The organism is Centipeda infelix ATCC 43532, from assembly GCF_000234095.1.
GTDB lineage: Bacteria > Bacillota > Negativicutes > Selenomonadales > Selenomonadaceae > Centipeda > Centipeda infelix.
This window is the reverse complement of the sequence record NZ_JH376798.1, coordinates 91424-109819: the sequence shown is the minus strand read 5'-3', so window position 1 is coordinate 109819 and position 18396 is coordinate 91424. Positions and strand designations below refer to the sequence as shown.

Below are 18396 nucleotides of genomic sequence, written 5' to 3'. Positions count from 1 at the left end.
CATCTTTTTTGCCCGCACTTCGGCGGAAAATCCTCCACAGAGCACCACTCTGCGTCCGGTTTTCCGTCTCGTTCGGACGAAAAATCTACGCCAATCTGAAGGACTTCATTTTATCAGTGATTCCTAAATTTGACCTGTAGGGGTATTGTAACACATAATCCATTTATTTTATACGACAACACGCCGACATTTCTGCCGGCGTGTTGTCGTATAATATGAAATTATGATGCTTTCTTCCCGCTCAGGACAACCTTGCTAAAGAGGCCAAGGATGCCGAGGAAGACGAGGAGCCCGAGCATCTCAGCGGTGTCGGCAAAGCCCTCGGGGGCAATGGCGAGCGGTGCCTCGCCTCCTCCGTTCGAGACGGAGACGACGATGACACCTGCAAGCAGAACGCCGACGATGGACTCACCGACGATGAGGCCCGAGGCAAAGAGCGTGCCGCGCCTGAGACCTGCTGCCTCGGCGTTCGAGCCACCCGTATTCCGCAGATGGCGGTTGAGGAAGTAGCCGAGGATCGCGCCGACAACGAGCGGGGTCTGGATGACCGGCGGGAGGTAGATGCCCATGCCGACGGCGAGCGGCGGCAGACAGAGATTGCGCGTGGTGCGCTTGAGGAAAAGGTCAATGAGAACAAGCACCACACCCAGACCGATGCCGATGTAGATGTATTCCCATGCGAGCTTACTTGAGAAGATGCCCTGTGCGATGGTGGTCATGAGCACCGCCTGCGGCGCGGAGAGTGCCTGTGCGGGATCCATGCCTGCGCGCGGCATCGCTCCCGGGAAGCCGTACGCCTCGTAGAGGAGGTTCAGCACGGGCGCAATGACGAGTGCACCGACGAGGCAGCCGATGAGGAGTGCAACCTGCTGACGCCACGGGGTCGCTCCGACGAGCCAGCCCGTCTTGAGATCCTGCATGTTGTCGTTCGAGATACACGCAATTGCGAGGATGATGGATGTGGTAAAGATGGCGGTCGCCGTCGCGAACTTCTCGCCGCCGGGCATCTCGAAGATGCCGAACGAAGCGCACAGCGCGTACATGACGAGCGAGGAGACAATGATGCCGAGGATACCGATGCCCGAGATCGGGCTCGCGGATGTGCCGACAAGACCTGCCATGTAGGCGCAGGCGGCGGCAACGAAGAAGCCCATGAGGACGGCGACAGAGACGCCGACGATCGTGAAGATCAGCTTTTGGCTCGGGGGGATACTCTCCGGCGAGACAAAGAGGTAGAAGATTGCAAGGAGGCCGATGACCGTCACGCCGAAGATGAGCAGGATGCTTTTCATTGACATATCGACGTCCATGCGGTGCAGACCTTTTTCTGCGTCATCCATGCGCGTGCCTGCGATGGATTCTTTTACACCGTCGATGACGGGGCGGGCGAGTGTGATGAGTGTCCAGATCGCCGCAACGCCCATTGCACCCGCGCCGATGAGACGTACCTTCTGCTGATAGATCGCACCTGCGAATTTTTGCATGGTCATGCCGTCGGGCAGCATCTCTGTCATGGTGAAGTAAGGGACGAACCCCGCCCATGCGATGGCGATTCCTGTCAGCATGGCAAGTCCGCTCGCAATGCCGATGAGGTAGCCCGCACCCACGAGCGCGGTGGAGTAGCCGAGCGGCAGCTGTGTCATGCCGCGTCCGACGTGAAACCACGCCGAGAGTGCACCGCCGAGTACCTGCAGACCGTTTGTGAGGAACGCGATGATGCCCGCGACCGCACTGCCCGCGAGGATTTCCTTCAGCCCGGAGTCGGACTTGCCGTCATCCTTCGCGTGACTGCCGACCTTCAGAATCTCTGCGGCGGCAACGCCCTCGGGGTACGCGAGATCGCTGTGCACGACCATCGCACGGCGCAGCGGGATCGTGAAGAGCACGCCGAGACAGCCGCCGCACGCCGAGACAACGAGCGTCTGCCAGAACTCAAAGCCCTGCCAGTAGCCGATCATGAGCATGCCCGGGATGATGAAGATGATGGCGGACAGCGTACCTGCCGCCGATGCCTGCGTCTGCACCATGTTGTTCTCAAGGATGTTCGCGTCCTTCGCCATCTTGAGTACCGCCATCGAGATGACTGCCGCCGGGATCGCCGACGAGAACGTCAGACCGACCTTGAGCCCGAGGTAGACATTCGAGGCTGTGAAGATGATCGTGAGGATCGCGCCGAGCAGCATGCCGCGCACGGTGAGCTCGGGAAGTCTCAGCTCGTGCTGCATGAACTCGTTGTGCGAATCTTTCATGCGATAACCACCTGTCCTTCTATACAATAAAGTGAAAAATAACAGAAGTATTATAACATAGAAATACAGAATGTAAACGTCTGTATTTGCATGTATACAGAAAACTGATGAAAAAGCAAACAAAACGTGCAAGTAAATGAAAATCGCACGCCCTTATGGAACACTTCACATCGCACAGACAATACAAAACCGCCGACAGGCTTTCTCGTCACCTGTCGGCGGTCATGAGGAAAATACGGGAAGTGATAGGTAACTCTCTTGCATCCAAACGATCTTCGCTTCGTTCCGTATCTCAGCTAGCATGGGACACGGAGCTTTCTTCCAAAACGCTGAGCAACTACCCTGACATATGACCGAACCCGACGCCACAAATCCGCTTGTGGAAGATCCCCTCTCATCTGCTCGACATATGCCCCTGCGCCCGTCCTCCACGGGCTGCCGCATCCTCCTGCCGCACCCTTATGACACCCCTGTCCCGTCACGTGCCGGGACTTGATTCACTTGTGCGGTCACACTGCGGCCACTCAATGACCCATCGGAATCTCCTCCCAGTCCGTCGGGGAACACCTGCTATGCGCCCTTCGCTCAGCCAGCGAAGCTGCACAGCTGACTCCCTCTCCAACAACCGTCGGTCAACACTGTGGAAACTCCGGAGAACTCTGCCCGTATGCTTACGGATCATACGGGGGGCTGCCTGTCCTGAATCAGGCTGCCGATGAATCCTCCTTAACTATCTTTAGTATAGTCAAACTTCAGAAGATTGTCAATACCATTTTGAAAAATCTGTAAAATTTTTGCGACACAGTGCACATGATGTCTCTATGCGTTGCAAAGCGGAATGCAATGCGTCTATACGAAGCGGCAGACGTGATCGACAGCGATGTCGGAGAATCCATACGCCTCTGCCTTCGTGAGGCGGCCGTTTGCGACCTCGTGAATGCGTGTGAGGAGGCGTTCGCCGCTCGCGGAAATGCTCTCCTCGCCGCGCAGGATGCCGCTGAGATCGACATCCATGTTGTCCTCCATCCACGAATACGTGTGCGCGTTTGCTGTGACCTTGAGCACCGGTACGATGGCGTTGCCCGTCGGTGTTCCGCGCCCCGTGGTGAAGACGATGACGTTGCAGCCCGCCGCAACCATCGAAGTAACGGAGGAAATGTCGTAGCCCGCCGTATCCATGACGATCGCGCCGCGTTTCGTCGGTCGTTCGGCCTGCGCCAGAACCTCGACGATCGGGCGCGTGCCTCCCTTGCGGATGCAGCCGAGACTCTTTTCGTCGATGGTGGAGAGACCGCCGTCCTTGTTGCCGGGGGTCGGCTGTCCTGCACGGCAGTCCTGACCTGCCGCTTTCAGATGCGCCTCGTAGTCCTCGCAGACACGGATGATCTGATCGTGGATCTCGGGGGTTGCCGCACGTTTTGCAAGGACATGCTCTCCGCCGATCCACTCAATGGACTCGCTCATCATTGTCGATGCGCCGAGATCGACGAGACGATCGCTCAGTTCGCCGACGGCGGGATTCGAGGCAAGCCCCGAGGTTGCGTCCGAGCCGCCGCACTCGATGCCGAGCAGGAGCTCCGAGATGCCGCAGCGTTCCTTTTGCTGCATTCCTGCCGCCGACGCCATCTCGCGCGCCGCACGGACGGCCTTTTCGATGGTTTTGAGCGTACCGCCTTCCTCCTGTATGCCGAAGGAGACGACGGGCTTTGAGGTCATCGCCTCGATCTTCTCGCGCAGTTTGCGATGCGGGACAGTCTCGCACCCAAGCCCAATGATGACAACACCGTAGACGTTCGGGTTGCAGGCAAAGCCCGTCAGCACCTTTTGCGACATCGCCGTATTCGCCGCCACGTCCGAGCAGCCCGTGTTGAACACGATGCTGACCGCGCCGCGCACCTGACTTGCAACGATGCGCGAGGACTCGCTGCCGCACGCGCAGGCGGGCAGGATGAGCACATGGTTGCGGATGCCCGCACGACCATCCTTGCGTTTATATCCCCAGAACTCCATCGTTCTCACCCTTTCTTCCCGATATACTCAGAGGCATAGTCGCGCGGCACGCTGTAGATGTTCTCGTGCGAGACCCATGCACCGCGCGGGATGTCTCTCAGTGCCTCGCCGATCAGCTCTCCGTACTTGAACACATGACCGCCCTTCGGGATTGGCCTGAGGGCGATCTTGTGCCAGATGGGGATTGTCTCCGTGCTCTCGACCTCGGCGCACGCCCTGCCGAAGCATGTGACCGGCGTGCCCGGTGCAACCTCGCCCGTGCAGGTCGCAACATTGTCCTTTTCGTCCAACAGAATGGCATTCGCTGTCATGGTGCTCTCCTCCTGTGTGCACAGAACGGGATAAATATTTCTTATCTTGATGATAATATGTTTTGATGTTAAAATCAATTTAACATATTTTACCTAGGATAAATGGAGTTTAATGATGGAGACTCTTCTGAAGTATATTCAGACGATTGATATGTGTGGCAGCTTTGCCGAGGCTGCAAAAATTCTGCATGTCACGCCGCCCGCCCTGAGCATTGCCGTGCGCAAGGAGGAGGAGCGGATCGGGATGCCGCTCTTTGACCGCACCGCACGCCCACTGCGCCTGACGCGCGCGGGCGTGTGCTATGCATCTCATATTGAACAGTTGTCCCGCTTGGAGCAGTCCTTTGCGGATGAACTGCAGGATGTGGTGGACTTTCGCCAGGGGACACTGCGCGTGGGTGGGACGCAGTACGTCAATTCATTCCTGCTGCCGCCTGTGCTTGGACAATTCCTTGTACGGTATCCGGAGGCACGGGTTGAACTGACGGAGGGGAACTCGGATCGGAGCATTGCACTGCTTGCTGAGGGACAACTCGATCTCACGTTCGGTACAGAGGCGGCGCGGGCGGAGGGTATCAATGCAGTGCCCGCCTTTCACGATCAGCTCCTCCTTGCCGTGCCGGAGTGCTTTCCTGTCAATCGCACGCTTGCAGGCTATGCGCTCTCGCACGCAGCAATTGCGGCGAGGGCGTACGGGGAAGGGGATTCTCCCGCCGTGCCGCTGCGTACATTTGCTGATACGCCGATGGTCTTTCTGTCCGAGAAGAACAACCTCTATCGGCGTGCCTGCCGTATTTGCGCTGATGCGGGATTTGTTCCGCAGATCCGCTTGCAGGTGGATCAGTTCGTCACATCCTACCACATCGCACAGAGTGGCATCGGAGCGGTGTTCGTCAGCGATCAGCTCATCGCGATGAGCGTACCCGCCCCGATGGTCTACTACCGTATTGCACATGCACAGGTGCGCCGCACGTTCTACGCATTGAGCAGCCGTGTGCGCTTCGTACCGCAGGTGGTGCGGACGTTTTTGTGCTTCTTTCAGTCGATGCGTGAGGATTGACAAAACGACGATTTTGTTATACTATAAACATATATTTTTTGTATGCAATAAAGGAGATGGGGATATGACATATCAACTGTGGAATGTGCTCGATGAGCTGAAGTCCGATACGTATGAGTGGGTGGATCTGACGCATCCGCTGAACAATGACAGCCCGTTTTGGGCGGGGATTCCCGAGGGATCCGTGGAGCTCGCAAAGACCTGCTTTGACTGGGGCAATCCGATGCTTGACTGTCTGATCCAGACGTTCAAGTTCCCGGGCCAGTTCGGAACGCACATCGATTTTCCGGGGCATTTCGTCCGCAATCGTCCGCTCGCCGAGTCCTATGGGGCGCAGCATATGCTCTATCCGCTGTGCGTGATCGATGTGACGGAGCAGGTCGCGCGCGATGTGCACTATGCAGTGACGGTGGCGGATATCAAGGCGTACGAGGAGAAGTACGGGGCGATTCCGGACGGTGCGTTTGTCGCGCTCTATACGGGGTGGAGCAGGCATTGGCCGGATATGGACGCGATCTCCGGCACGGCAGAGGACGGCAGTGAGCACTTCCCCGGCTGGTCGATGGATGCGCTGAAGTACATCTACGAGACGCGCAATGCAGCGGCGAGCGGGCATGAGACGCTGGATACGGACGCCTCGGCGGAGGCGGCAAAGGCGGGCGATCTTGCGTGCGAGCGTTATCTGCTGGACAAGGGGAAGCTGCAGGTGGAGGTGCTGACAAATCTCGATCGGGTGGCACCTGCGGGTGCACTCCTCTTCCTCGCGTGGCCGAACATCGAGGGCGCAACGGGACTGCCCGTGCGCGCACTTGCGATTACGCCGAAGAAGTAAGGAATCGCTGATAAAATGAAGTCCGTCAGATTGGCGTAGATTTTTTCGTCCGAACAAGGAGGCAAACCGGACGCATAGCCAAAGCTATGTGGAGGATTTGCCGACGAAGTACGGGCAAAAAAGATGCGTCAAGATGGCGCGGCTGAATTTATCAGTGCTTCCGTCAGCTGATATACAACGACGGAGCAGGCTGCGGTCTGCTCCTTTGTCGTATATGGCAGGGAAATGCACCCTGTATGTCGAAATCCCTAACTCATCATATATTTTAGGAGACGATGAATTGCACAGCGAATACTTGGATATTGAGAAGAAAATAGAGAATGGTGAGCGGCTGACACGGGAGGATGGGCTGCGGCTCTTTGCGTGCCGCGATATTGCGTGGATTGGTGCGCTTGCTGATCGCGTGCGGCAGGAGAAGTGCGGTGACATTGTCTACTACAACGTGAACTGCCATGTGAACCTTACGAATATCTGTCTCGCGCACTGCAAGTTCTGCGCGTTCGGGCGCGACGCTGAGGACAAGGGCGCGTACGAGATGAGCGTGGAGGAGGCGGTGGCGCACGTCGCGGATGCGATGCGCGATCCGCATCTCGCGGGGCTGCATGTGGTGAGCGGGCTGCATCCGGACTGGACGTTCGAGGACTATCTTATGCGGCTCAAGGCTCTGCATGAGGCGTTTCCCACGCTCTATCTGAAGGGCTTTACGGGCGTGGAAATCACGCATTTTGCAAAGAGTTCGGGGCGTACGGTGCGCGAGGTGCTCCTGCGGCTGCGTGAGGCGGGACTGCAGTCGATTGCGGGCGGCGGTGCGGAGATTCTGACCGACCGCGTGCGCGGCGAACTCTGTCCGAACAAGGCGACAGCGGATGAGTGGCTTGAGACACACCGTACGGCACATACGCTCGGCATCAAGACGAATGCGTCCATGCTCTACGGACACATCGAGACGATCGAGGAGCGTGTGGAGCACATGATGCGGCTGCGCGATCTCCAGGATGAGACGGGCGGATTCCAGACGTTCATCCCGTTCCCGTTTCTGCCGTCGAATACGGAGCTGGGGCGGACGGTGCGGCAGACGTCGATGTGGGACGATCTCAGGACGATTGCGATCTCGCGTCTGATGCTCGACAACTTCCGCAACATCAAGGCGTACTGGGTGATGCTGACCGTGCCCGTGGCACAGGTCGCGCTCTGTTTCGGTGCGAACGATATCGACGGCACGGTGCACAAGGAGACAATTCTCCACGATGCAGGTGCGAAGAGCCCCCGCGCACTCTCGGAGGATCACATCATCCGCGTCATCCGTGAGATCGGGCGCACGCCCGCTGCGTGTGACTCGAACTTTAATATCATCGAGACGTATTGAGAGGGAGCGGGTTCGCTTCGCGACACATTGGCATCAAGGGCTATGCGAAGGAGGTGGGAACAATGTCCGACACGGCTTATGAGGAGCGCATTGTGCGCACGGTGGAGGCATTCCGCAGGAACCGCTACGATGTTTCGCGCTTCGCGGAGCGCACAGCGGCGGCGGACTACCTCGCTGCCGAGATTCGCGGCAAGCGCGTCGGCTTCGGCGACTCCGAGACGCTGCGGGCACTTTCGCTCTATGAGCGTCTGAGCGTGCATAACGAGGTAATCGACCCGCCCCGCGCGGGGCACGTCGGCGGTATCGAGGCTTTTCTCGCGGCAGGTCGTGAGGCACTGATGACAGACGTGTTCCTGCTCTCGGCGAACGCCATCACGGAAGAGGGGCAGATCCTCAACATGGACGGTGCGGGCAACCGTGTCGCGGGCTCGCTCTTCGGACATGAAAAGACCTACTTCGTCGTCGGCATCAATAAGCTCGTCCCCGACATCGAGGCGGGGATCGAGCGCATTCACAGCATCGCCGCCCCGCGCAACGCGCACCGCAAGGGCAAGAAAACACCCTGCGCGAAAGACGGCACGCGCTGCTATGACTGCGCGGCACTTGAGCGCATCTGCAATGCGCTGACCATCCACTACAAGAAGATGAGCTACCGCCCGATGGAGCTCGTGCTGATCGAGGAGGAGCTGGGATTATAAAGAAGGGGGACTTTATACGGCAGAAGGAACGATCCGTTTTTCAATGGACGCGGATCTCAAGCGAAACATGGAGGAGACCTGCAGCAAGATGGGGCTGACTATGGCTGATGCGTTCACGATGTTTGCGGTAAAGGTCGTACAAGACCGGCGTATTCCGTTTGAGATTACGGCAGACCCCACTCCATACGATAGCTGACATCAAAAAAGGAGGCGTGCGCCTCCTTTTTCATATGCAGTAAATTCTACTCCTCATCCTTCGGATTCCCGTCCTCGTCCAAGGGGATGTAGACGTACTTCTCCTGCCACGGGTACTGATACGCGAGCGTAACCTGATTGTCGAGTTCGAAATGCACTGTGCTCAGCGTGCCCGTTCCCGCATCATCGACGCGTTTCAGCCAGCGCCTATCGTCGAGGCGTTCCTTCTGCGTGCGCAGCCATGCGGGGCTGCGCTTCGACAGCCCTGCCTCGTTCATGTGAAAGACGAGCCGCACGGATGTATCGCCCACGGGATAGTCGAAGCTGCAATAGGGCGCGTTTCGCTCGTAGTTTTTCGGATCGGGACGGAAAAGCTGGCGGAAATACGCAAGCCCCGCCTCATTTAACGTCATGCAGGCGATGGCGCGCTGCTTTTCGTACATTTCTCCATCGGCATCCACGCCGTCACGCAGCCCCAATGTTTCGCCTGTCGCAGCCGCCTCTTGCAGCTCCTCGTCAAACGTGGGATCAATCCAGTGGTAGGACATCTGCTCGATGGTCGCACCCTCCTCGATCTCACGTGCAAGCGTCAGAAATTCATGATCGTCCGGCACGAGCGCAAGCCCCTTCTGCACTGCCTCGTGTGCCCCGTCACAGTCGCCGAAGTGTGCGCGGAGTTTGCCGAGCTGCAGATATGTCCACGGATAGTCCGGCTCCTCCTGTGCACCCTTCTCTGCCATGCGGAGTGCATCGTCCAGTCGTCCGCAGTACATGAGGGCGACGGCGTAGCGGTAGTAGTATGTCCCGCAGCCCTTTGCGTTTACCGCTGCCGCCGGCATCCACTGCGTTGTACGGTAGTAGTACTCGTAGGCATCGATATTGTTGCACGCGTATGCATACCACAGTGCAATATCCAGATCGGCACGCGCCTCCTCGCGCGTGAAATTCCCCTTGATCGTTCCGTTCTTGATGTACGATTCCAGATAGTGCAGCATCTTGTAGAAATAGCCCGTCGAGCCGTCGTCCATCGCCTCGAGTTTCCGAACCGCCGCAGGGGAGAGCAGGGAGGCTTTCGCGGCGGCGGGGCTTTCCTGCTCCGCGCTTTCCTCCTCCTCCGTACGATCAAAGAGGCTGACGGAATTTGCGTCCCGTCGGAAGGAGTGGAATACCGCCCACGGCAGATCCGTCTGTTCGAGAAAGTCGTTGGCGGCGTCGAGGACGGCGCGCAGATCCCATGCGAGAAAGTCCAGATAGCCGCAGTCCGTACCCGTCGCTCCGCCAAGGAAAGTCACGACATCCGGCTCCTTGGTATCCCTCTCGATTGCCGTCATGAGCGCATCGCGAAACGCGAGGGGAGCCTCCGAATCCGCACGCAACGCATCCGTCAGCGGATAGGCGAGAAAGCCCGCCACAATCCCGTCCGCATGGTACATATCCACGAGTGTCGCATCGTTTTCCGTATAGGCGCTGAGGATGGAGGGCAGACGCGTACTGCCCGTGTAGACATCGAACCGCCAGCTCGTATCGGAAATGTCCTGCGGCTCGCGTTCGTAGGCGAGATAGGAGTGCTCCAGATAGTCCTCGGCATCGCTGTCGAGAGAAAGCCCCGCTTCCTCAAGGGCCTTTGGCAGATCCGTCAGTAGAATCGGCGGATCTTCCCGCGGCGCATCGAGGACATCGAAATCATGGATGAGGCGGATGGAGACGATTTCGCCAAGTGCCTGATCGACGATCGTGGAGAGCATCCACCATGTGCGATTCTCGTCCTCCTTCAGGAGAGAAAGGAGTTTTTCGCAGTAGACCATGAGGGCGATCCCCTCTCCCTCCTGTGCGAACCAGACGGCGACATCCTTCATCTCGATGCGGTTGTCGCCCGTACGCAGGGCACCAAGAGAGGCGGTGCGCCCGACGCGGATGTCCCAGTGCTCGCGCACGGAGGCGGGGGCATGGCGTGCGAAATAGACGAGCGGAAAGAGCTTTGCGCGCACGCCCTCGGGCGTTAGGATCAGCTCGTATTTTTCCCCGCTGCGTCCCATCTCGAAGGCTGCGTCGGAGAGGGCGATGCGCAGAACAGTGTCGCACCGCTCGATGAGCTCCTCGCCGTGATCCGGCCCCGCATCCATCAGCGCGCGCAGCTCCGTCTCTATGTTCTCGAACGCTGCCCACGCCTCCTGCACGCGGGTGCGGAACGGGCGCTGAAAGAGCGGCATGGAAAGTCCCTTGTGACAGTATGCAATCATACTCTTGGTATCCGCATCCTCGGGGAGCGCGGCGAGGGCCGCCTCAAAATGTGGGAGGGCGCGGTCCTCGCGGTCGAGGTAGTAGTAGGCGTAGCCCATGCGGAAGTTCCAGAGATGATCGCCCGCGAAATAGTCCGCGTGGGGAGAGAGGAGTCCGATTGCCTTTTCAAAATACGCGCGATCGCCCGCGCCTGCCGTATTGTTGTAGGCGCGCGCAAGCTCACTGTCGAGTTCCGGCGTGCGCTCCTCGCTTGGCAGCGCCTCGATCTCCGCGATAATCTTCTGAAATTCGTTGTTCTCGTGCCAAATTTGGCACTGTTCGAGTAAGGTCATGTATTGCTCCTGTAGCTTAGTCCCACCAGAAATACCAGATGTTTGACTGCCTCAGATCGCGCGCGAGACGCGTGACACTCATGCCGGGTGTGCCCTGCTCGATGATGTCGGCGCAGAACGCGTACTGCTCCTTCGCCAGATCCAAGGCGCGCTCCTGCGGCTCTATGGGCGCGGGAACGCTGTATTCGAGCGTGTCATAGGTGAGGACGGCAGGCACAGCGCCGTGCTGTTCGTGCCAGTATTTCGACACCGCCATCAGCGCGGCGGTGTCGGGGCAGTCGTTCCACCCGCCGAACGGCAGATATGCAAACACCATCCACGGATGTTTCACGGGAATCTTGGCGAGAATCATCGGCTGCGTTTTCTGCGTCTCGTAGTCCCAATAACTGATAAAACGGTTGACGGGATGTTCCTCCTCATCGAACGTTTCCACGCGGTTCTGCTCAAAACGTTCGCCGAGCCGCTCCATCAGTATCGCCTTACCGTCCGGCAGAGGCTGTGCAAGCATTTTTTCGCGGTACTTTTCCACGGCATCGGCATCGAAATCATAGTCCTTGAACGCGCCCTTTTCCGCCTCTGCGTTCATCGTCAGAATCTCCCACAGGGTATCGCTCGGGACGATGAGCAGGGGGACATAGCCGTCGTGCACACTGCGGCGTACGGCATAGCTGTACGCCGCCATAATCGGATCGTCGTCCGCCATCGGCGGGAAGTACATCAGGGAGCAGTCTGCCCTGCCGCAGTTCAGGTACTGCATGATTGCGGCAGCGACGTCGCTTGGCGCCTCATCTTCGTTTTCCTTCCGCTCGGCGCTGTTCCGCTTCCACGCCTCCCACCGCTGTGCGATGGTCTCCGCCATTGCTGCATAGTAGTCCTCATCGAACGGGACGAACAGATATGCCTCGTCGTCGAACTCCTCCGAGAAGTACTGCTCCGTACCGAAGTACGCTAAGGCATGATTGTCGATGTCCGAGGGAAAGGAGGGGGCCTCGCCGTCGTAGTAATACTGCGCGAATGCCGTGCCCTCCTCGCCAAAGAAACCGCGCATCAGAATACCGTGCAGGTCGTCGCGGATAAAGGGGCGCAGGTCAGTATCTGCCGGATGCTCCCGCACGGCGCGGACGGTCGCCGCATACTGGCGGACGAACCAATCCGCCATCAGCTCGTGCTCGATGCACCAGCGCAGATAGATCGCGAGGTGGTTGTACGCCGTGATCTCGTCCACGGGCAGCTTCTTTTCGCGCAGGCTGTCGAGGTGCCACTGCGCATTGTCCATTACGAGATCGGTGAAGTCCTCGGGCGCGAGTGCGCTGCGCCTCTCCGGATCAATGACGAAGCTCACACGACGCTCGTCAAAGAGGTTCAGCAGCTCTTTTGCACTGCGGTCGAACTTGTAGTTGAGTTCATCCCGGTAGAGCGGGATGATCTGATAGAAATTGACCTCATCGCCGTTTGGGAGGGGGCAGACGGTGTCTCCTCCGCCTTTGACCTGCGCGCTGACGAGCAGGGCAGCAGTCAGTTTGGTGCTTGCGGCATAGGGCGATCGGTTGCTGATCGTGTGTCCCCAGCCGAGCCAAGTGTTGTCCTCGATTGGCAGACGTGCGAGAGTCTTCAGCAGGCGGATCGGCCAGTAGTGCACTTCATCGTCCTCGTGGATCTTCCAGTCGGGCGGCAGGGCGATCGCGAGTTCCGCGCGTTCGAGCTTGTATTCGGCGAGCTCTTTTGGCACGTTCATGCGGTGCGCGCCCATCCCGAGGGTGACGAGCATATAGTAGTTGCGTTCCTCGGTCGGATCGACAATGCAGATGTCCAGGTGGATGTCCGGCGAGACAATCTCATGAAAGACGTTCGCATACGTGCCGAAGTTCGTCTCAATGTAACTTTCGACGATCTCCAGTTCTTCCTCGGTATAGACCTCTGTGGGCATTGGGGCTTTCTTTTTATATGCAGAGTCATTTCTGCCAATTTTTTTCATCGTGTTCTCCTTTATGACTGAGGAGCAGGCTCTCCAGCATCGTTTCCAGAAGGCCTGTCGGTGTGATGACGAATCCCTCCGCCGTGATTTTTTCATTGAAGAAATCAACGGAGCGGTCGTGGTCAAGGAAGTGATTCTGTGCCAGGTATTGCTCGACATCGTCGAGGGTAAAGGCACACTCCCTGAGCGCCGTGTCGGTGAAGGAGTTGGCGTAATGGATGCTCTTCATCATGCGCTTCAGCTTTGTCGCCGGGTAGGCGTTGCATAGTGCCTGTCGGAGCGCTGTCGCCATTTGTGCGGGCGAGGCATCCTCTGTGCCCGGCATGGATGGGAGGATGCGCTCACGGCAAAGGTGCGCGTACAGTGTGCGGAACTTTTCTGCAAGTACGGTATCATCATGGTCAGTCATGGCTGCGCCTCACGTCTGCTGGTGCTGCATGGAGACAATCTGACAGTCGGGGCAGAACTCAATGTAGAGCGTGCCCTCCATATAGTCCGTCAGCGCATCCCAATGAATCTGCATGAGATACTTCATCGGCTGCCCGCAGTCGGGGCAGGTCGTGTATTCCCAGTCCTGCCACCAGAGCGCAAAGCCGCCGAGCGTGCAGGTGTCCTCGAAGCGTGCGCCGTAGAACAGAGGAACGGGCGTCTCGCCGAGGATGAGATTGTTTTCAAAAATCCTGACAAGCTCCTCTTCGATATACGTGGTATCACCCGCATCTTCGTAGGAAAGCACCTCGCTGCCGCCGTCGAGCGTATAGCGGCTCAGTATCGGCTCTGCATATGCGACGCAGTTCGGGCAACAGGTCGCTGTGAGAATGCCGTCGATGCCGAGGAAGTGCAGCCGCGCATCCCGCCCATCCAGTACGAGCATATCCGCCATGCGGCTGCCGCAGTGCGGGCAGTGCTCCTCCCGCGGATGGGCGATGCGGACGGGCGAGCGGCGGAGCTCCTCCTCCGATGCGGCGTGCACCAGCGCATAGCAGGTGTCGTAGTTCAGCGTGCGGCGCCGCCCCTCTGCGTCGAACGTCCAGCCGCCGCACTGCGCATAGACTGCGGGATCAACGTGCAGATTCCCGCGCCACGGGCGCGGTGCACGTTCGAGTGCGAGGAGTGCCGCAAGGGATTGGTCATCTCCCTGCATACCGAGGCACATCATAAGCTCGTTCGCCTCATGTGCGGCATCCGTCTCCATCAGTGCCGCGATCAGTCCGTCCCGCACGTCCGTCGGTGCATGATAGTAGAGTGCCGAGGGCCAGAAGGACCGTGCCGCGAGTGCCGCACGCGGGATCTCCGGTACGAGCCGTCCGCGACAGCAGAGCAGATACCAGAAATCATCGGGGACATCCTCGATCTGTGCGATGATCTCCTGTTCCTTGGCCGCGACCTCCTCGGGCGTCCATGCGAGTGCCGCACGGCGATTCGCCGCTGTCCTGCACCTCCAGCAGAGCCCCTTATAGCCGAGCTCCGTGCCACAGTCAGGGCACTGGTAGGGAAGCGTCATGATCGGCTCCTTTCCGTGATTCCTGTTGTGGGAATATTCATCTGTTTTATGATAGTATAGATGTATTACGGCTTCAATAGGTCTTTCGGGTAAAGTTTGGCAACAAGACCTGCCTTGATACGGGTCAAGGCAGTGCGCTCTACAGAATTTGCAAAATCCCGCCGCATTTGGTACACTTGCGGGAGTGTTGTAAGGAATCGCTGATAAAACAGTCCTGCAGATTGGCGTAGATTTTTTCGTCCGAACAAGGAGGCAAACCGGACGCATAGCCAAAGCTATGTGGAGGATCGCGGGCACAGTGCGGGCAAAAAAGATGCGTCAAGATGGCGGTGCTGAATTTATCAGTGCTTCCTTAAGGAGAGAATATCGTACATGAGTGATCGAAAGAAAGCCCGTGCTGCCGCCGAGCGCGGGGCGCGGCTGACGAGGGAGGATGCGCTCGCCCTCTACGAGGACAACGATCTCCTTGCGCTCGCCGCATGGGCGCGCGCGGCGAAGGAGCGCGCGAGCGGGAAGAACGTCTACTATACGGTGAACCGCCACATCAACCTCACGAATATATGCAGCGCGAACTGCCCACTCTGTGCGTTTCAGGTGGAGCAGGGCGATACGCGCGGCTATATTATGGAAACGGACGATGTCGCGCGTGTATTGGAGCTGGCGAAAAAGACACCGCGCCTAACGGAGATCCATATCGTGAGCGCGCTGCATCCCGACCGTCTATTTTCCTACTACGAGAGCGTGGTGCGGCAGGTGCGCGCGGCACTCCCGCACGCAGACATCAAGGCGTTTACGCCCGTGGAGGTTGTGAACTTTGCAAAGACGGAGGGGACTTCCGTCCGCGACATCTTGTGCACATTGCAGGCGGCAGGGCTGTCGTCCCTCCCCGGCGGCGGCGCGGAGATCCTCTCCGACCGCGTCCGCGCAATTATCTGCCCGAATAAGGCAACGCGTGCCGAGTGGCTCGACTGCATGCGCACGGCGCACGAACTCGGCATCCGTACAAATGCGTCCATGATGTACGGACACATCGAGACGGTCGAGGAGCGCATTGACCACCTGCTCGCCCTGCGCGACCTGCAGGATGAGACGGGCGGCTTTCAGGCGTTCATGCTCTTTCCGTTCCATCCTGAGAACACGGCGCTTGGTGCGGAGAAGAAGCTCGCTCGTGTCGGTTCGTGGGAGGACATGAAGATGCTCGCGCTCTCACGCCTTGTCCTCGACAATGTGGCGCATTTCAAGGCGTTCTGGGTCATGCTGACGCAGCCCATCGCGCAGCTTGCCCTCGGCTTCGGCGCGGACGATCTCGACGGCACGATCGGTGAGGAGAAGATCATCCACGCGGCGGGTGCACAGACGCAGACGGGCATCACGCGGCGCGAGCTCGATGCGATGATCCGCGAGGCGGGTTATGTGCCTGTGGAACGCGACACATTTTATCAGCCGATTGCGGCAGGGGAGGGCGCATGAGACTATCGGAGCGGGAGGCGGCAGACCTCCTCACGCACGGCGACCCCATCGACCTCGGACGCGCGGCGGATACGGAGCGGCGGCGGCGGTTCGGCGATACGGTGACGTTCATCGTTGACCGCAACATCAACTACACGAATATCTGCGTGAACGAATGCCGTTTCTGTGCGTTCTATACAAAGGTGGGCGCGGAGGATGGCTACCTCCTGCCGATGGATGAGATTCTCGCGAAGGTCGGCGAGACGGCGGCGGCGGGCGGCACGCAGGTCATGATCCAGGGCGGCATTCACCCCGATCTGCCGCTTTCCTACTATGAGAATATGCTGCGTGCGATCCGTGACCGCTATCCCTCCATCGTGATTCACTCCTTTACGGCGACGGAGATTCTGTACTTTGCCGAAAAGGAGGGCATTACGATTGAGGACACACTGCGTCGGCTGCAGGATGCGGGGCTTGCCTCGCTCCCCGGCGGCGGGGCGGAGATCCTCGTCGATCGCGTGCGGAGGCTCATCGCACCGAAAAAGATCATGACCGAGGATTGGCTGTGCGTGATGCGGACGGCGCACAAGATCGGCATGGAGTCGACGGCGACGATGGTGATCGGCTTCGGCGAGACGATGGCGGAACGCGTGGAGCACATGGAGCACATTCGACGGCTGCAAGAGGAGACGGGCGGCTTTCGTGCATTCATCACATGGACGTTTCAGCCGGGCAATACCGCGCTCGGCGGGGAAAAGACTTCGAGCTGGGACTATATGCGGACACTTGCCGTCACGCGGCTCTACATGGACAATGTCGCGCACATACAGGGGTCGTGGGTCACGCAGGGCGAGCGCATCGGACAGCTGACGCTTGGCTTCGGTGCGGACGACCTCGGGAGCATCATGCTTGAGGAGAATGTCGTGCGTGCGGCGGGGACGCGGTACAATATGTCGATTAAGAAGATGATTGATCTGATCCGCGGCGCGGGCAGAGAGCCGGCGCAGCGAGACACGCAGTATCGCGTGATACGGAGGTTTTAGCATGGCAGAGCAAACGGTTCCTGCGGCGGGGTATGCCATCATCGGCGGCTCGGGGACACTGTCGAGCGACTTCCCGCGTGCGTCGATGGCGGACGATGTGGAGATCCTCGCGGACGGGCTGCACTTTGCAACACCCTACGGTGAAAGCCCCGCGTTCCGCCTGTTCTCCGTCGCGGGACGGCGCGTGCTGACCTGCCGTATGCACGGCTGGCGCAGCGGCGTGACGCGTGCGGATGCCTCGCGGCAGGTGTTCTGGGTGCTGCGGGAGGCGGGCGTGCGGCGCATCCTCTCCGAGGGCGGTGTGGGGACGGTAAACCCCCTGCTCGACCCGCGCGACTTCCTCATCCCCGACGACTACCTTGATCTCTCCGTACGCAAGGATGTCATGCTCGACGGGCGTTACCTGCTCGTGATGCGCGATGCACTCTGCTCGGAACTTCGTACGACGCTCGTTGCGGAGACAAAGAAACGCTATACGGGGCGCATCTTTGACCGTGGCACCTACGCCGTCACGGATGGGCGGCATTTTGAGAGCCCCGCCGAGATTGCGGTGCTGAAGGGGCACGCGGACATCGTGGGGCAGAGCCTCGCGCCCGAGGTCTACCTCGCACGCGAGATCGGCGCGTGTTATGCGGGGCTGTACTTCGTCGTCAACTACGGCGAGGGCATCCGTCCGTGGTCGCATGACACCCTCGCGCAGATTTTCTATGACGATGCGCCCATGATCGGCGATATCCTCCTCGCGACGATTCGCAGCGTCCCAGCCGAGGAGTGTGCGTGCGAATGCCGCAGTCTGCGCAAGGAAACCTTGCTCAAGGATGTCTACAACGCAGCGTCGGATAAGGGGTGACGAACCCGCACTAAAATCGTATAATAAGTACAGAAAAAAGGTGCTGCCGGTAAACGGTCAGCCCCTCATCAAACGTGGTTTATAAGAACCCCGCCTAGAGTTGGGACAGCAGGCGGGATTTCTTATGCCTTGATTGCTACAACGCAAATTGTAACGAGGAACACCAGTGAGAGAAACTCATATGGTCCCATAAGCACGGGGCTGTTGCACGAAGTTAGAAAACTTCGTGCAACAGCCCCGTGTCATTATGTCAGCGGTATTGCTACAAGCGCCCCTTCCAC

At 58.9% G+C, this 18396-nt stretch carries 15 protein-coding genes; 8 read left to right on the top strand and 7 right to left on the bottom strand.

Annotated features, from left to right (window positions below):
- Nucleotides 1-221: 221 nt before the first annotated feature.
- The 3 genes from HMPREF9334_RS03785 to HMPREF9334_RS03775 all read right to left on the bottom strand — a co-directional run bounded on the left by HMPREF9334_RS03785 (nt 222) and on the right by HMPREF9334_RS03775 (nt 4570).
- Nucleotides 222-2249 (bottom strand): OPT family oligopeptide transporter, encoded by a 2028-nt coding sequence (locus HMPREF9334_RS03785; RefSeq protein WP_006692175.1) that lies wholly within the window; start codon nt 2247-2249, stop codon nt 222-224.
- Nucleotides 2250-3098: 849 nt separating this feature from the next.
- Nucleotides 3099-4259: a UxaA family hydrolase gene (locus tag HMPREF9334_RS03780; RefSeq protein ID WP_006692174.1), complete on the bottom strand. Its 1161-nt coding sequence runs from the start codon at nt 4257-4259 to the stop codon at nt 3099-3101.
- Between the two features lie 5 nt (nt 4260-4264).
- Nucleotides 4265-4570, bottom strand: coding sequence for a UxaA family hydrolase (locus HMPREF9334_RS03775; protein WP_006692173.1), 306 nt, complete (start codon nt 4568-4570; stop codon nt 4265-4267).
- Between the two features lie 115 nt (nt 4571-4685).
- Here HMPREF9334_RS03775 and HMPREF9334_RS03770 point away from each other — a divergent pair, with 115 nt between their 5' ends.
- The 5 genes from HMPREF9334_RS03770 to HMPREF9334_RS11570 all read left to right on the top strand — a co-directional run bounded on the left by HMPREF9334_RS03770 (nt 4686) and on the right by HMPREF9334_RS11570 (nt 8722).
- Nucleotides 4686-5630 (top strand): LysR family transcriptional regulator, encoded by a 945-nt coding sequence (locus HMPREF9334_RS03770; RefSeq protein WP_039957268.1) that lies wholly within the window; start codon nt 4686-4688, stop codon nt 5628-5630.
- A 64-nt stretch (nt 5631-5694) separates the two neighbouring features.
- Entirely contained in the window at nt 5695-6462 is a 768-nt protein-coding gene (locus HMPREF9334_RS03765; protein ID WP_006692171.1) for a cyclase family protein, read from the top strand.
- Nucleotides 6463-6742: 280 nt separating this feature from the next.
- On the top strand, nt 6743-7828 hold the full coding sequence (gene mqnE / locus HMPREF9334_RS03760) for an aminofutalosine synthase MqnE (protein ID WP_006692170.1): 1086 nt from the start codon (nt 6743-6745) through the stop codon (nt 7826-7828).
- A 62-nt stretch (nt 7829-7890) separates the two neighbouring features.
- Complete coding sequence (locus HMPREF9334_RS03755) at nt 7891-8526, top strand: LUD domain-containing protein (protein ID WP_006692169.1); 636 nt, start codon at nt 7891-7893, stop codon at nt 8524-8526.
- Between the two features lie 31 nt (nt 8527-8557).
- The gene (locus tag HMPREF9334_RS11570; RefSeq protein WP_281042409.1) at nt 8558-8722 is read left to right on the top strand and encodes a type II toxin-antitoxin system RelB/DinJ family antitoxin; all 165 of its coding nucleotides are present in this window, start codon (nt 8558-8560) and stop codon (nt 8720-8722) included.
- A 46-nt stretch (nt 8723-8768) separates the two neighbouring features.
- Here the strand turns inward: HMPREF9334_RS11570 and HMPREF9334_RS03745 are convergent, their stop codons facing one another.
- Genes HMPREF9334_RS03745 through HMPREF9334_RS03730 form a run of 4 tightly spaced genes read right to left on the bottom strand, consistent with a single transcriptional unit; the run spans nt 8769 to nt 14773 of the window.
- Nucleotides 8769-11294 (bottom strand): tetratricopeptide repeat protein, encoded by a 2526-nt coding sequence (locus HMPREF9334_RS03745; protein ID WP_006692167.1) that lies wholly within the window; start codon nt 11292-11294, stop codon nt 8769-8771.
- A 16-nt stretch (nt 11295-11310) separates the two neighbouring features.
- A complete protein-coding gene (locus tag HMPREF9334_RS03740; RefSeq protein WP_006692166.1) occupies nt 11311-13269 on the bottom strand; it encodes a suppressor of fused domain protein in 1959 nt (652 codons plus the stop codon).
- The gene (locus HMPREF9334_RS03735) at nt 13247-13678 is read right to left on the bottom strand and encodes a hypothetical protein (protein ID WP_006692165.1); all 432 of its coding nucleotides are present in this window, start codon (nt 13676-13678) and stop codon (nt 13247-13249) included. Before HMPREF9334_RS03735 ends, HMPREF9334_RS03740 begins: the two co-directional genes overlap by 23 nt.
- A 9-nt stretch (nt 13679-13687) precedes the next feature.
- Complete coding sequence (locus HMPREF9334_RS03730; RefSeq protein WP_006692164.1) at nt 13688-14773, bottom strand: hypothetical protein; 1086 nt, start codon at nt 14771-14773, stop codon at nt 13688-13690.
- A 372-nt stretch (nt 14774-15145) separates the two neighbouring features.
- Between HMPREF9334_RS03730 and HMPREF9334_RS03725 the strand changes: the two genes are divergently transcribed.
- From HMPREF9334_RS03725 to HMPREF9334_RS03715, 3 genes are read left to right on the top strand one after another with little or no spacing between them, the layout of a single operon-like run.
- Nucleotides 15146-16243, top strand: a complete 1098-nt coding sequence (locus tag HMPREF9334_RS03725) for a radical SAM protein (RefSeq protein WP_006692163.1) — start codon at nt 15146-15148, stop codon at nt 16241-16243.
- The gene (gene mqnC / locus HMPREF9334_RS03720) at nt 16240-17265 is read left to right on the top strand and encodes a cyclic dehypoxanthinyl futalosine synthase (protein WP_006692162.1); all 1026 of its coding nucleotides are present in this window, start codon (nt 16240-16242) and stop codon (nt 17263-17265) included. Before HMPREF9334_RS03725 ends, mqnC begins: the two co-directional genes overlap by 4 nt.
- Nucleotide 17266: 1 nt before the next feature.
- The gene (locus HMPREF9334_RS03715; RefSeq protein ID WP_006692161.1) at nt 17267-18115 is read left to right on the top strand and encodes an MTAP family purine nucleoside phosphorylase; all 849 of its coding nucleotides are present in this window, start codon (nt 17267-17269) and stop codon (nt 18113-18115) included.
- Nucleotides 18116-18396 lie beyond the last annotated feature (281 nt).

Bases quoted from the DNA above. Each gene is read 5' to 3' on its own strand.
- HMPREF9334_RS03785 (WP_006692175.1), bottom strand. From the start codon at position 2,249: ATGAAAGATTCGCACAACGAGTTCATGCAGCACGAGCTGAGACTTCCC.
- HMPREF9334_RS03780 (WP_006692174.1), bottom strand. From the start codon at position 4,259: ATGGAGTTCTGGGGATATAAACGCAAGGATGGTCGTGCGGGCATCCGC.
- HMPREF9334_RS03775 (WP_006692173.1), bottom strand. From the start codon at position 4,570: ATGACAGCGAATGCCATTCTGTTGGACGAAAAGGACAATGTTGCGACC.
- HMPREF9334_RS03770 (WP_039957268.1), top strand. From the start codon at position 4,686: ATGGAGACTCTTCTGAAGTATATTCAGACGATTGATATGTGTGGCAGC.
- HMPREF9334_RS03765 (WP_006692171.1), top strand. From the start codon at position 5,695: ATGACATATCAACTGTGGAATGTGCTCGATGAGCTGAAGTCCGATACG.
- HMPREF9334_RS03755 (WP_006692169.1), top strand. From the start codon at position 7,891: ATGTCCGACACGGCTTATGAGGAGCGCATTGTGCGCACGGTGGAGGCA.
- HMPREF9334_RS03745 (WP_006692167.1), bottom strand. From the start codon at position 11,294: ATGACCTTACTCGAACAGTGCCAAATTTGGCACGAGAACAACGAATTT.
- HMPREF9334_RS03740 (WP_006692166.1), bottom strand. From the start codon at position 13,269: ATGAAAAAAATTGGCAGAAATGACTCTGCATATAAAAAGAAAGCCCCA.
- HMPREF9334_RS03735 (WP_006692165.1), bottom strand. From the start codon at position 13,678: ATGACTGACCATGATGATACCGTACTTGCAGAAAAGTTCCGCACACTG.
- HMPREF9334_RS03730 (WP_006692164.1), bottom strand. From the start codon at position 14,773: ATGACGCTTCCCTACCAGTGCCCTGACTGTGGCACGGAGCTCGGCTAT.
- HMPREF9334_RS03725 (WP_006692163.1), top strand. From the start codon at position 15,146: ATGAGTGATCGAAAGAAAGCCCGTGCTGCCGCCGAGCGCGGGGCGCGG.
- mqnC (WP_006692162.1), top strand. From the start codon at position 16,240: ATGAGACTATCGGAGCGGGAGGCGGCAGACCTCCTCACGCACGGCGAC.
- HMPREF9334_RS03715 (WP_006692161.1), top strand. From the start codon at position 17,267: ATGGCAGAGCAAACGGTTCCTGCGGCGGGGTATGCCATCATCGGCGGC.